Here is a 13,452-nt window from a genome sequence, read left to right as displayed (position 1 = left end):
GCGTTCGTCGGTCGCTTCGCGTGCGAAGTCAGTGGCATAGGGGTTCCTCGAAGTCCGTGCGGGCCGGGGTGTGTTCAGGCGCTGAGCGGTGCGCGACAGGACACGTCGCGGAGGAAGACGAGCAGGGCCCGCGCGGCGGCGTCGTTCTGCCGGAAGGCGGGCGCGTTGGTGCGGGGCCGGGCGAAGGCGCCGGACGAGCGGGCGTCGGTGTGCGCGCCGATGGCGAAGCGGCGGGGGTGCGGGCGGCTCGTACGGTCGAGGACGCGCAGGTCCACGGGGTCGACGGCGAGCAGCCCGGCGGGGGTCGCCGCGGCCCCGTCCGTGTACAGGCCGCGCAGCAGCGGGTCCCGTGAGCGGACGACGGACGGCGCGGGCAGCCGGGCCTCGACGAGCGCTCTCGCCTCGACGGCGTGGCCGGGCACGCTCGCGCCGCCCGCGCGGAAGACGCCGCGCTCCGGGTCGGCGGTCACGGTCATGTCCGCGCCGAGGAAGCGCACGACGCCGGCGCGGGAGAGGGCGAGGAGCTGCCGGAGCCGGGGGCCGGGCGGGCCCGAGGCGAGGTAGCTGAAGAAGCCGTGCCACCACGGGCCCACGTCGCCGAGGCGCACGAGCTGCCCGTAGACGGAGAGCAGGGCGAGGAAGACGGCCAGGTCGGGGCTGTAGGCGGGGTCGTGGGCGCGGGCGAGGCCGGCCTCGATGTAGCCGCGCAGACCGTCCTGGAGGGCGTCCGCGTCGGCGTAGCGCAGGCCCGCGAGGGGGTGGTCGAGCGCGTCGAGGTCGAGCCGGTCGGCGGGGTCGGGCACGGAGGCGGCGACCAGCGCCTGGAGTTCGGGGCCGCCGGGGTCGCAGGCGGCGTACTTCTCCTCGAAGTCCGGCCAGTCGACGGATGTGCGGTGCGGGTGGGCGGTGAAGAGCCGGTGGTAGTGGGCGAAGCCCAGCTCCTTCTCGACCAGCGGCCAGACGTCGCGCCGGAAGTCGGGCGGGCCGGGGCGGGCGAGCACCGCGTCGACCTGGGCCGGGCCGAAGAAGCGGGGCAGCGGGGGCGCCTCGCCGCGCAGCGGGTAGCCGAGCTTGGAGTGGTACGGGACGCCGCGCCGCGAGCCGACGTGCAGGACGGGTTCGCGCCCCGAGGGGTGGTAGGTCGGCGCGCCGTCGGGGCCGTCTTCTGTGTAGCGTCCGCCGCGCCCCTCGGTGAGCAGCACCATCAGGTCGATGAAGGCCAGCCCGAAGCCTCGTACGATGACGGGCTCGCCGGGGCGCAGGCCGGACAGGTCGCTGTCGGCGGTGAACTCCGGCGGGATGTGCGTGAGTCCGTGGTCCGCGGCGAAGGCGGCGAGGGCGCTCTGCTCCGCGTCGGGTTCGGCGTCGAGGTGGCCGAGAGCGAGCACGACGAGGTCGGCGAGGAGCGGCGTGGGCCGGTCCGCGAGCCACACCTGCTGCCGGCCGTCGCGCGGCCCGGACACGCGGGTGGCGCGGCGGCGGTGCTCGTGGACGGTGATGTGCGGGGGCAGGGCGGCCAGCGCCTGCTCGTACACCCAGCCGAGGTACGCGCTCTGGAGCCGCCGGCTGGCGAAGGTCTGGCCGGTCAACTCGGCCAGTTCCGCGGCTGTTTCGGGTTCGAGGTCCACGGTGAGCGCGCCGGTGCGCACGAGTTCGGCCCACTCGGAGAGGGAGGGGCCGGGGCGGACCGGGCCCTCGTGCTCGACGGAGTCGTCGCCGAACATGGTGACGTCCTCGGCCATGGAGTTCATCCACAGCAGCCGCGACTGGTCGTGCCGCCAGATCCGGCCGCCGCCGGGCGGGTGCGGGTCCACGAGGTGGATGTCGAGGCGCGTGCCGTCGAGGAGTTCGGGGGCGTTGGCGGCGATCCGTTCGATCACTCCGGTGGCGCGCGGTCCGGCGCCGACGATGACGACGGAGGGCACAAGGGCGGTGGACCGGCCGTCGGGGGCGTTCGGCACCCGGTCGCCTGCGGCCTGACCGTTCATGGCCTGACCGGTCAGAACGCGGTCGCCCAGGGTGCGGGGGCCGCCCGGTCGGGGGCCAGGCGGGCGCGTGCTCATCGGGCGCCCGCCGTGCCGCGCGCGTAGCGCCGTTCGACGTAGTGCTGGCCCACGCTGAGCACCGAGGTGACCAGCACGTACCAGAGGGTGGCGACCAGCAGCATCGGGATGACCTGGTACGTGCGGTGGTAGACGAGCTGCGCGGAGTAGAGCAGGTCGTTCACGGCGATGATGGAGACGATGGAGGTGCCCTTGAGGGCGCCGATCAGCATGTTCCCGGCCGGGGGCACGATGGACCGCATGGCCTGCGGCAGCACGACGCGGCGCAGGGTGCGACCGCGCCCGAGGCCGAGCGACTGGGCGGCCTCCAGCTGGCCCTTCTCCACGGAGAGGATGCCGCCGCGGACGACCTCGGCGGCGTACGCGGCCTCGTGCAGGGTCAGCCCGACGACGGCGACGGCCGTGGGGCCGAAGAGGTTCACGGTGTGGACGCTGACGAACTCGGGCCCCCAGGGGATGCCGAGGCCGAGCGTCGGGTACAGGGCGCCGATGTTGAACCAGAACAGCAGCTGGACCAGGACCGGCACCGACCGGAAGAGCCAGACGTAGCCCCAACTGACCTTGTTCAGGACGGGGTTGGCCGAGAGTCGCATGACGGCGAGCAGGGTGCCGAGCGCGAAGCCGGCCACCATGACCACGGCCGTCAGCCAGAGCGTGAGGCCGAGGCCGCGCAGCACACTGGAGGAGGTGAAGTACGCGCCGACGACGTCCCATTGGAACGCCTTGTTGCGGGCGACGGAGTTGGCCGCCATGGCGAGCAGCAGGATGACGACGGCTGCCGCGATCCACTGGCCGGTGCGGCGTACGGGCACGACGCGCGGCCGCGCGCCGGGGTCCGGGTCGGGTGCGCCGTCGCGTTCGTACGGCGGGGAGGTGGTGGCGGGAAGGGTTTCGGGGTGCGTGGCTGCGCTGCCCAAAGACATGCGGAGGCTCCGTGGATGCAGAGATCGAACACGGGATACGCCTTCACACGCGGGCCGCGCCCCTCAGCACGGCCGTGACAGGAGGCTAAGCCGCCCGTACGGTCCGCTGTCAAGCCCGTCCGCACTGTGAGCCGTACGTCTCATGTCAGTTGACGAAGAAACGGATGCCTGTTCCACTTGGGCCATGCATTCACGGCAGTGGCTGGTCACACGGGACCACATCGACTTCGGTCGGGTGTGGTCGTCGTCCTGTCAGAGCTGACCTCCCGCCCTGAGGGCCCGGTCGTCTTCCGGGTTCCGAGCCCGCCCTTCGCGGCGCGGCGGCGGCATACGCGCGTTCCTTCCGCGCCTTCACACGCCTGAGCGACCTCCCCTCGCGCCTCTCCCCTCAGCTCGCCCTGTCCCGGCGGCGCGCCCGTACGGGCCCGCGCCCTCACGTCATGCACCCCGAAGGGTCCCGCATGCGTTCCACAGCCCTGCCCCCGACCGGGGGCGCCCCTGAACTGACCGTCCATCACACCACCGTCGCCGATCCGCTGGCCCGTCCGCTGCTCGACGAGCTGACGTACGAGTACACCGCCCGCTACGGCTCGTCCTCCGATCTGCACGGCTATCCGGCCGTCGAATTCGCCCCGCCCGAGGGGGCGTTCCTGCTGCTCCTGGAGCGCGGGGCGGCCATCGCGGGCGGCGCGTTCCGCCGCCACGAGTCGGCCGGCCCGCCGACGGTCGAGCTCAAGCGCATCTGGACGCACTCGGCGCACCGCCGCTGCGGACTGGCCCGGCAGGTGCTGCTCGCCCTGGAGCGGGAGGCCGCCGAGCGCGGTTACGAGCGCCTCTTCCTGACCACCGGACCCCGGCAGCCGGAGGCCAAGGGCCTTTATCTGGCGGCCGGTTACCGCCCTCTCTTCGACGTGTCGGCGGACCCCGAGACGATCGGGCCGCTGCCGTTCGAGAAGTTCCTCAACCGGTTGGAGAACCGCACGCCATGAGAGCGACATCGTGAAGGGGGCGACCTCGTGAGAGCGACCGCCGTGCGCGGCGCCACCGCCCTGCTGGCCGCGGGTCTCCTGTCGCTCACCGCCTGCGGGAGCGGCGATCCGGACGCGGCGGGCGGCGGCGCGCGGAACGCCGCGGCCGGCGCGCCCGGCGCGGACATCCCCACCGAGAACGTAGTCTCCCAGATCGCGGAGGACCGGGCGGCCTCGGCGCTGCTGCCCGCGGACGTACGGGCGCGCGGCACCGTGAAGATCGCCGCCAGCGTCGGCTCGCCGCCCAGCTCCACCTACCTCCAGGACGGCAGGACCCTCGCCGGTCTGGACATCGACATCTCCGACGCGGTCGCGCGGAAGCTCGGGGTGCGGCTCCAGCGGCAGGTCGCCGGGTTCGAGGCGATCCTGCCGGCGCTCGGCAGCGGCAAGTACGACGTGGGGACCGGCAACTTCGGGGTCACCGAGGAGCGCCGCAAGACCATCGACTTCGTCACGTACATCAACGACGGGCAGGGCTTCGCCACCCTCGACGGCAGCGGCCCCGAGAAGGTCACCGACCTGACCGAGCTGTGCGGGCTGACGGTGGCGACGGGCGCGGGCACCACCTTCGAGGCGACGCTGGAGGAGAACGCGCACCGCTGCGCCGACGCGGGGAAGAAGGCGTACCGCGTGAAGACCTTCGCCGACCCGGCGACGGTCTGGCTCGGGCTGCGGCAGGGCCGGATCGACGTGGTGATGAGCACCGCCAACGGGCTGCGCTACGCGGTGCGGCAGCAGCAGGGCGTGCGGTTCCTGAACGAGTCGCACCGGCTCGACGTCGGTTTCGCCTTCGCCAAGGGCAGCAGGCTCGCGCCCGCCTTCCGGGCCGCGGTGGAGGGGCTGATCGCCGACGGCTCGTACGCCCGCATCCTGAAGAAGTGGGGCGTGGGTCCCTCGGCGATCCGGCATTCGCGGCTCAGCCCGCACGAGGTGGAGTAGCCCGCCCGGAGCCCCGGGCCGGTCCGCACCCCGGCCCGGTCCCGGCGGCCGGCCTCCCTGCCGACGTCCGGTCGCCGTCGGCGGCGTGCTCGCGCGCCTACGTCACAGCAGGTCAGGGCGGGGGCCGCCGAGGCCCGGCCGGGACGGACGGGGCGGACGGACCGGCCAGCGCGCCTGTGTCCTGCCGCCGATTGCGTCACGGTCGGTACTGAAATCAACTCAGCTGGTTATAAATCGACAACCCGTCACACTCTTTGCACCAGATGCGTCACGAAACCCCCGTGCGGCGGCTATCCACTTGGCACATCATCAGCATCATGGACGACCATAGGAAGGCGGACGGTACACACCGCGTGTGAGAGGAGGCGTCCATGGGATCGGTGCGCAAGGCGAGTGCCTGGCTTGGGCTCGTCGACGACAGCGATGAAGAGCGCTACTACGACGACGAGTACGCCGAGGGGTCCGAGGCGCGGGAGTCCTGGGTGACGAACCCGCGGGTGCGGGTGGCCGAGGAGGCGGCGGAGGAAGAGGGCACGCGCATCGCCACGGTCACCCCGGAGAGCTTCCGGGACGCCCGCGGCATCGGAGAGCTGTTCCGGGACGGCATTCCGGTGATCGTGAACCTCACGGGCATGGAGCCCACCGACGCCAAGCGCGTCGTGGACTTCGCGGCCGGCCTCACCTTCGGCCTGCGCGGCTCGATCGACCGCGTCGCCAACCGGGTCTTCCTGCTCACGCCGCCCGATTACCAGGTCCTCAGTGGCGACTCCGGCGGCCGCAGGACCGGCGGCTTCTTCAACCAGAGCTGATCGCGTTCCTGCCTCCGGCCGCCGGCGCCGGCCAGAGGCGGGGACCCGTTCGCCGCTTACCGGAAGGCGTCGAGCCCGGTGAGCGCCTTGCCGAGCACCAGCTGGTGCATCTCCACGGTGCCTTCGTAGGTGAGTACCGATTCCAGGTTCGTGGCGTGCCGCATGACGGGGTACTCCAGCGAGATCCCGTTCGCGCCGAGGACCGTACGGGCCGTGCGGCAGATGTCGATGGCCTCCCGCACGTTGTTGAGCTTCCCGAAGCTGACCTGCTCGGGCCGGAGCGTGCCCGCGTCCATCCGCCGCCCGAGGTGGTGGGCGAGCAGTATGCCCTTGTGCAGTTCCACGGCCATGTCGGCGAGCTTGGCCTGGGTGAGCTGGAAGCCGCCGATCGGCCGGCCGAACTGCTCGCGGGTGCGCGAGTACTCCAGCGCCGACTCGAAGGCGGCGCGGGCCGCGCCCATCGATCCCCACACGATGCCGTACCGGGCGTGGGACAGGCAGCTCAGCGGCCCGCGCAGCCCGGTGACGTCGGGGAGCACCGCGTCGGCGGGCAGCCGCACCTCGTCCAGGACGAGCTCGCTGGTGACGGAGGCCCGCAGCGACCACTTGTGCTTGATCTCCGGCGCGGCGAAGCCGGGGGCGTCGGTGGGCACGAGGAAGCCGCGGATGCCGTCGTCGGTGCGGGCCCAGACCACGGCGACGCCCGCCACCGAGCCATTGGTGATCCACATCTTGCGGCCCGTCAGGACCCAGTCCCCGCCGTCCCGCTTGGCGTACGTGCGCATGCCGGCCGGGTCGGAGCCGTGGTCCGGCTCGGTCAGCCCGAAGCAGCCGATGGTCTCGCCCGCCGCCATCCCCGGCAGCCACCGCTGCTTCTGCTCCTCGGAGCCGAACCGGTGGATCGCGTACATCGCCAGGGAGCCCTGCACGGAGACCAGCGAGCGGACGCCGGAGTCGGCGGCCTCCAGTTCCAGGCAGGCCAGCCCGTACTGGACGGCGCTCGCGCCCGCGCAGCCGTAGCCCTTGAGCGTCATGCCGAGCGCGCCCATCGAGCCGAGCTCGCGGGACAGTTCGCGGATGCCGGGCAGCTCCCCGCGCTCGTACCAGTCCGCGATGTGCGGCAGCACCCGGTCGGCGGCCCACTGGCGGACGGTGGCCCGTACGGCGAGGTCCTCGGGGGCGAGGAGGTCGTCGATCCCGAGCGGATCGGTCGGATCGAACGGCGGCATGGAGCGTACGGACATGTCTGCGCCTCCGGCAGTGATCTTTTCGGCTCGCGCCCGACGCTACGACCGGCCGCCGCCCCGCGTCCAGAGGCCCACCGGGGCCGCGCGGCCGGGCCGGGCCGGGTGCGCGGCGGCGCGCGGCGGGCACGGCCGGCGGGTTTCGCGGCGGCGCGGATCGAGGATCAGCCGGAGGACTCCGCGCCGCACGGCTCGCCCCTGCGCGCCGCGGCCTCGGGGCCGGGGCCGCGTTCCGGGGCCGGGCCGGGGCCGCGTTCCGGGGCCGGGCCGGGGTCGGCGTCCGGGTCCGGGCCGCCCTCGCACTCCATCGCGCGGGGCAGCCGCAGCGCGGCGAGCGCGCCGAGGAGCAGCAGCCCGGCGCTGACGATCAGGGTGACGTGCAGGCCGTGCACGAAGGAGGCGCGGGCCGCGTGGCGCAGCGCCGAGCCGGCCGCGCCGCCGAGCCGCCCGGAGACCTCGTACGCCTCGCCGAGGGAGTGGCCGGCGGCGGCGGAGGAGTCGCTGGGGACGCCGGGGGCGTTCTTGACGCCGGGCGCGTACGCGGCGTTCATGACGCTGCCGAGCAGGGCGATGCCGATGCCGCCGCCGAGCTGGTAGGAGGTCTCGCCGATGGCGGCCGCTCCCCCGGCGGAGGCGGCGGGGGCCTCGCTGAGCATGGACTCGTACGCGCCGAAGAGCGTGGTCTCCAGGCCGAAGCCGAGCAGGACGAAGCTGATGACGAGAAGCGCCGGCCGGTCCTGCTGTCCCATGACGGTCAGCGAGAGGACCGCGCCGGCGGTGAGGAGGAAGCCGAGGCCGACCATGGTGCGGGGGCCGAAGCGGTGCAGTATTCGGGAGCCGACCAGGCCCGCGGCCATCGCGGCGAAGGTGAGGGGCAGCAGCCGCAGGCCGGTCGCGAGGGGGGAGAGGCCGAGGACGAGCTGAAGGTACTGGGCCGCTATGAGTTCGAGGCCGACGAGGGCCAGCATGGCCAGCACGATGCAGCCGACCGAGGTGCCGAAGGCGGGCCGGGCGAACATCGTGAGGTCCACGAGCGGGTGTTCGCGGCGTCGCTGGCGGCGGACGAACAGGACGAGCAGGGCCGCGCCGAGGACGACCGGGGCGAGGGTGTCGACGGTCAGGAGCTCGTCGCCGCCGCCCGCCCGTTTCACTCCGAGGACGACCCCGAACAGGCCGAACGCGGCCATCAGCGCGCCGATCACGTCCCAGGGGCCGTCCCGGTCGCCGGTGGACTCGGGGAGCAGCCAGCGGCCGATGGGCAGGCTGACGACCATCAGCGGGATGTTGATGAGGAAGACCGAGCCCCACCAGAAGTGTTCGAGGAGGAAGCCGCCGAGCAGCGGTCCGACGGCCGCGCCCACGGCGGCGACCGCGCTCCACACGCCGATGGCCAGCGCCCGCTCGCGGCGGTCGGGGAAGACCTGACGGAGGATCGACAGCGTCGCGGGCATGATCATCGCGCCGCCGACGCCGAGCAGGGCGCGGGCCGTGACCAGCACGTCGGGGCTGGTGGCGAAGGCGGCGAGGGCCGAGGCCAGGCCGAAGAAGCCGTAGCCGAGCAGCAGGACGCGGCGGCGGCCGACGCGGTCGCCGAGGGTGCCGAAGAGGATGAGCAGGGAGGCGCAGACGAGCGGGTAGACGTCGACGATCCACAGCAGCTCTATCGGGCCGGGCCGCAGATCCTCGGTGACGGCGGGCACGGCGACGTGCAGCACGGTCGAGTCGAGGGCGACCAGCAGCAGGCTGACGCAGAGTACGACGAGCACGGTCCAGCGGTTGGCGCCGCCCCGGTTCCGGGACGGGCCGTCCGCTGTCGGCCTGGCGCCGGCCGTGGTCGTCCCGGACATTCACACACCTCCGTGTCGTGCGCTCGCGCTCGGAACGGGCCAAGGGGGACTGTGGACCCGGCGTCGAGGGGGCGAGTGAGTCGTCAGAGTACGCGAGTCCTCCGGGGGGCCGTTGGGCACTCCTCCCGATGGGAGACCGATCGCAGCAGATCACCGGGGTCGGCGGCGGCTCAGCGCCCCCGCTCCATACCCCGTGGTCCATGACCGATAATCGTGGCGATGACCGGTCTGACTCCCGCGCTCAGCGCGCCCGCGAGCCCCGGCGCGCGGACGGTGACCGACGCGGTGCGCCGGGCCGCGCCCGCGCTGCTGGCCTTCGCGTGCGTACGCCTGCTCTCCCTCACGGTCCTCGCGGTGTGGAGCCGGGCGGCGGGCAGCAGCCCGCGGCAGCTGCTCTCCGGGCGCTGGGACGCGATCTGGTACACCCGCGTCGCCGAGCACGGCTACGGCTTCACGCTCGATCTGGGCGGCGGCCGGGTCCACTCCGATCTGGCCTTCTTCCCGCTGCTGCCGTGGCTGGAGCGGGGGGTGGCCGCGTGCTCGCCGCTGACCGCCGCCGACGCGGGCCTGGCCGTCTCGGCGGTGGCCTCGCTCTTCGCGGCCTGGGCGCTCTTCCTGGTCGGCGAGCGGGTGTACGGGCGGCGGGCGGGCGTCGTGCTGGCCGCGCTGTGGGCGGCGCTGCCGGTGTCGGTGGTGCAGTCGATGGCGTACTCCGAGTCGCTGTTCACGGCGCTGGCGGCGTGGGGCGTGTACGCGGTGCTGACCGGGCGTTGGGTCTGGGCGGGGTGGTTCGCGCTGCTGGCGGGGGCGACCCGGCCGGTGGGCGCGGCCGTCGTCGCGGCCGTATGGGTCGCGGCGGCGCTCGCGCTGGCGTCCGGCGGCCGGTGGCGGACCGCCTGGCGCACCGACCGGCGGATGCTGCTGGGGGCGGCGCTCGCGCCGCTGGGCTGGCTCGGGTACGTCGCGTGGGTCGGGGTGCGCGAGGGCGGGGCGCTCGGCTATCTGCGGGTGCAGGGCGGCTGGGGCAACGGCTTCGACGGCGGGCTGGCGTTCGCCGCCTTCGTCGGCGGCCGGCTCACGGGTCCGGGGTACGTCTCCGGTCTGGTGCTGCTCGCCGCGGTCGCGCTGGTGCTCTGGCTGTACGTGCGCGGGGTGCGCCAGGGGCAGCCGCTGCCGCTGCTGGTGTACGCGGGCGTCGTGCTGCTGCTGGCGCTGACCGCGAAGGGCTACTTCGGTTCGAAGCCGCGGCTGATGCTGCCCGCGTTCCCGCTGGTGCTGCCGTTGGCGGTGGCGCTGGCCCGGCTGCGCACCGGATGGGCCGCGGCGGCGCTCGGGGCGCTGGCGCTGGCGTCGGCCGGGTATGGCGCGTTCTGGCTCAACGGGACGGGCCCGCCCTGAGGGCCGGGCCGCGGGCCGGGGCCCCGGCCGCGCCTGCCGGGAAACGGTTCGGGACATCCCGGCCAATCGGCGATAAACAGCGGTGCGAGAAAAGGATAAAGAGACGGAAGGGCCTTCGGCCGCCTCTTCGCACCGGATTCTTTAGGTCGCCTTTATTTATCCGAATCGCGCCATCGAAAGAGCCGATCGAGACCCACTCCACATCACATCGTCATCACAAAGAGTCCTGATCGGCCATGCCTTCCTGTCACCCAATGTAACGTCGATTGGGTGCGTACCAATGACGAGCTCGTCCCAGCGGAGGAGCGCCCCGACGATCCGCGACCACGGATGACCCGAACGCGCCTCGGCATCTTCGTGGCGACCTTCGTGGTCTATGTGGCGATCGTCGTCGGCGTGCTCACCACGTCCTGGCCGGTGCGGTTCGACTGGCAGGTCATGCTGTTCCACCCGTACAAGCAGTGGCCGGAGATCCACACCTTCCTCGACTACTTCGTGGTGCTGGGCCAGCGCGGGCCGACGGCGGTGGCGGTGGCGGCCTGGCTGGGCTGGCGCTCGTACAAGCAGCAGAGCCTGCGCCCGCTGCTGGTGCTGGGCTCCTCGCTGCTGCTGCTCAACGTGACCGTGGGCGCCGCCAAGCTCGGCATGGGCCGACTCGGGCCGCACTACGCGACGGAGATCGGCTCGAACGAGATGTGGGCCGGCGGGGATATATTTCCTTCCGGCCACACCGCCAACGCCGTGGTGACCTGGGGTGTGCTGGCCTATCTGGCCACCACCCCGCTGACCCGCCGCGTCACCTCCGTGATCGTCGCCTCGCTCGCCTTCGGCATCGGCATGACGACCGTCTACCTCGGTACGCACTGGGTGAGCGACGTGACGCTCGGCTGGACCGCGGGGCTGCTCGTCCTGCTGGCGCTGCCCTGGTTCGAGCCGCTGATGGCCTACGCCGAGGCGCATCTGACGGCGCTGCTGCGGCGGCTGCGCGACAGCGGGGCGCTCGCCCCCGCTCCGGCCGGCGGTCTGACCGTCATCGCCGCGCCGCGCCCGGCCGTGGACGACGAACTGCCCGTCCTCGAACCGGTGGGGGCCGCCAGCCGGTCGGGCGGCGGCACGTCGCCGGCCGCCGCCGGGCGGGTGCCGGACGCCTGGCCGCACCTGTCGTCCCGGCCGCACACCGTCCGCTCCGAGCGGTCCCCCGTCACCCCGAGCGGCAGCCGCCGCCCGCCGCACGGCGACCGCGCCCCGCGCACGGCGCCGCTGGGTCCCTCGGCCGGGCGGGGGCGCACGGCGGGCACCTGACGCCGCGGGGGCAGCGGTACGCACAGCCTTTCCCCCCGCACGTGCCACGCACCACGACGGCCCCGGCCGCCCCTTCCACAGGGCGGCCGGGGCCGTCGGCCGTACGGGCGGGCGGTCAGCCTTTCCAGCAGCGGCGCACCGTGCCGTGCTCGACCTCGAAGTTGAGCCTGCCGCCCTGGTACTCCATGGTGATGATCGCGCCCGGCGGCAGCGCGCGCACCGTGTTCCAGCCGCGCGCGCGGGCCTGCTCCTCGGCCTTGGCCGCGTCGAGGCCGACGTACCGCCCGGGGTCGTCCTCGGGCTCGTAGGGGGGCTTGGGAAGAGGTGCCATGGCAGCCACCGTAGGCCGCCGGGCGCGGCGGCGGAAGTCCGGGCGGTGCCATGGACTCATGCGTGACACGTTCCCCACTGGTCACACTTCTGTCACAGAAAACCGCCTCTGGTTTGCCGTTACGCGCGTCACTCGTACGGTGCTTCTCTTGCCGTGTCCAAGACACGCTAACGACCTTCGGATAAATTCCCGGCGCTCTCGCCGGGGAATGCCGGGGGCCGATCGGCAGGGCCCGCCATAACGCCCGGAGCGCGGATAGCGGGCGGGCCCGCGCGGGGGAATTCGCGGAGGCGCGGCGAAATGCGGGGGCGGGCACATGGATTGCACAAATCCGCCACATCCCGCTCCTGATCCCCGCACAGGTTTGGCCCGGCTCCGGCGCGGTACCCGCTGCCCCGAGGTCACCTATGACAGACACCCCTGAGAAGCGAGACAAGAGCGCGGCGGACGACGAACCGACGCCGCTGGAACTGCTGCGGGCGGCCCGCGAGCAACTGGGCGAACTGACCGGGCGGACGCCCGAGACGGTCTCCCGGTTCGAGCGGACCGACGGCGGCTGGACGGTGGAGGCGGAGGTCGTGGAGGTCGCCCGGGTGCCCGAGACGATGAGTCTCATGGCGCTCTACGAGGTGACGCTCGACGCGGGCGGACGCCTCACCGGCTACCGCCGCGTCCGCCGCTACGAGCGCTCGCGGTCCGACCGCGACTGACGCCCGGCGGCCCGGCCCGCACACCCCGAGCGCCCGAGCGCCGGGAGAGAGCACCAGGAGAGGAAGACCGGCGACATGACCGCTGACCCCGTCTCCCGCCCCCCGACGGACGAAGAGCGAGAAGGCACGTATGTGTACGGCATCGCACGCGGCGAACAGGTCCGGTGCCCGGAGCCGCTCACCGGCGTCGGCGACCCGCCCCGTCCCGTGCGCGCGCTGAGCGAGGGACGGCTCACCGCGATCGTCAGCGACTGCCCGGAGCGCCTGCGGCCCAAACGGCGCGACCTGATGGCGCACCAGCAGGTGCTGGCGCGGGTCGGCGAGTCGTCGGCCGTGCTGCCGATGCGGTTCGGCAGCGTCTCCCCCAGCGACGAGGCCGTACGCACCGTGCTCAGCGAGCAGGCCGAGCGCTACCACGAGCAGTTGGAGCGGCTGACCGGCCGCGTCGAGTACAACGTGAAGGCCGTGCACCGCGAGGAGGCGGTGCTCCACCTCGTCCTCGCCGACAGTGCCGAGCTGCGGGCCCTCGCCGAGGCCAACCGGGCGGCCGGCGGCGGCACGTACGAACAGCGGCTGCGCTTCGGCGAACTGGTCGCGGGCAGCGTGCGCGAGCGCGAGGAGCGCGACGCCCGGCTGGTGGAGGAGGCGCTGCTGCCACTGTCGGAGGAGAGCCGGCCGGGGCCGGAGAGCGGCGGCTGGTTCGTGAACATGTCCTTCCTCGTGGAGAAGGGCGAGGGCGTCGACGAGCTGCTGAGCACCATCGACGAGCTGACCGGGAACCACCCGCACATGGAGCTGAACGTGCACGGTCCGCTGCCCCCGTACAGCTTCGTCGAGCCGTGAGCGGGGGCGGCGGGG

12 protein-coding genes are annotated in these 13,452 nt (G+C 73.3%); 7 read left to right on the top strand and 5 right to left on the bottom strand.

Annotated features, from left to right (window positions below; genetic code table 11):
* Positions 1 to 74: 74 nt before the first annotated feature.
* A complete protein-coding gene (locus AB0I49_RS18135) occupies positions 75 to 1,988 on the bottom strand; it encodes an FAD/NAD(P)-binding protein (RefSeq protein WP_363227949.1) in 1,914 nt (637 codons plus the stop codon).
* Between the two features lie 71 nt (positions 1,989 to 2,059).
* Complete coding sequence (locus AB0I49_RS18130; protein ID WP_363227948.1) at positions 2,060 to 2,986, bottom strand: amino acid ABC transporter permease; 927 nt, start codon at positions 2,984 to 2,986, stop codon at positions 2,060 to 2,062.
* A gap of 461 nt (positions 2,987 to 3,447) precedes the next feature.
* Here AB0I49_RS18130 and AB0I49_RS18125 point away from each other — a divergent pair, with 461 nt between their 5' ends.
* From AB0I49_RS18125 to AB0I49_RS18115, 3 genes are all read left to right on the top strand, one after another.
* Positions 3,448 to 3,975 (top strand): GNAT family N-acetyltransferase, encoded by a 528-nt coding sequence (locus AB0I49_RS18125; RefSeq protein ID WP_363227947.1) that lies wholly within the window; start codon positions 3,448 to 3,450, stop codon positions 3,973 to 3,975.
* Positions 3,976 to 4,002: 27 nt separating this feature from the next.
* On the top strand, positions 4,003 to 4,953 hold the full coding sequence (locus AB0I49_RS18120; RefSeq protein WP_363227946.1) for an ABC transporter substrate-binding protein: 951 nt from the start codon (positions 4,003 to 4,005) through the stop codon (positions 4,951 to 4,953).
* A gap of 371 nt (positions 4,954 to 5,324) precedes the next feature.
* Positions 5,325 to 5,762: a cell division protein SepF gene (locus AB0I49_RS18115; protein WP_363227945.1), complete on the top strand. Its 438-nt coding sequence runs from the start codon at positions 5,325 to 5,327 to the stop codon at positions 5,760 to 5,762.
* 56 nt (positions 5,763 to 5,818) lie between these two features.
* Here the strand turns inward: AB0I49_RS18115 and AB0I49_RS18110 are convergent, their stop codons facing one another.
* Together AB0I49_RS18110 and AB0I49_RS18105 are read right to left on the bottom strand one after the other, a co-directional pair.
* On the bottom strand, positions 5,819 to 6,991 hold the full coding sequence (locus AB0I49_RS18110; RefSeq protein WP_363228120.1) for an acyl-CoA dehydrogenase family protein: 1,173 nt from the start codon (positions 6,989 to 6,991) through the stop codon (positions 5,819 to 5,821).
* Positions 6,992 to 7,170: 179 nt separating this feature from the next.
* Complete coding sequence (locus AB0I49_RS18105) at positions 7,171 to 8,853, bottom strand: MFS transporter (protein ID WP_363227944.1); 1,683 nt, start codon at positions 8,851 to 8,853, stop codon at positions 7,171 to 7,173.
* A 219-nt stretch (positions 8,854 to 9,072) separates the two neighbouring features.
* On the opposite strand from AB0I49_RS18105, the gene AB0I49_RS18100 reads away from it, so the two are divergent.
* Together AB0I49_RS18100 and AB0I49_RS18095 are read left to right on the top strand one after the other, a co-directional pair.
* Positions 9,073 to 10,251: a mannosyltransferase family protein gene (locus AB0I49_RS18100; protein WP_363227943.1), complete on the top strand. Its 1,179-nt coding sequence runs from the start codon at positions 9,073 to 9,075 to the stop codon at positions 10,249 to 10,251.
* A gap of 270 nt (positions 10,252 to 10,521) precedes the next feature.
* Positions 10,522 to 11,553 (top strand): phosphatase PAP2 family protein, encoded by a 1,032-nt coding sequence (locus AB0I49_RS18095; RefSeq protein WP_363227942.1) that lies wholly within the window; start codon positions 10,522 to 10,524, stop codon positions 11,551 to 11,553.
* A gap of 115 nt (positions 11,554 to 11,668) precedes the next feature.
* Here the strand turns inward: AB0I49_RS18095 and AB0I49_RS18090 are convergent, their stop codons facing one another.
* Positions 11,669 to 11,884, bottom strand: coding sequence for an I78 family peptidase inhibitor (locus AB0I49_RS18090; protein ID WP_363227941.1), 216 nt, complete (start codon positions 11,882 to 11,884; stop codon positions 11,669 to 11,671).
* Positions 11,885 to 12,291: 407 nt separating this feature from the next.
* Between AB0I49_RS18090 and gvpO the strand changes: the two genes are divergently transcribed.
* A complete protein-coding gene (gvpO, locus tag AB0I49_RS18085) occupies positions 12,292 to 12,594 on the top strand; it encodes a gas vesicle protein GvpO (RefSeq protein WP_363227940.1) in 303 nt (100 codons plus the stop codon).
* A gap of 75 nt (positions 12,595 to 12,669) precedes the next feature.
* A complete protein-coding gene (locus tag AB0I49_RS18080; protein WP_363227939.1) occupies positions 12,670 to 13,437 on the top strand; it encodes a GvpL/GvpF family gas vesicle protein in 768 nt (255 codons plus the stop codon).
* Positions 13,438 to 13,452: the final 15 nt, after the last annotated feature.

Origin of the sequence: Streptomyces sp. NPDC050617, from assembly GCF_040654795.1 — a bacterium.
GTDB lineage: Bacteria > Actinomycetota > Actinomycetes > Streptomycetales > Streptomycetaceae > Streptomyces.
Note: the sequence above shows the minus strand (reverse complement) of the source record. Positions and strands in the feature narration are given on the sequence as shown.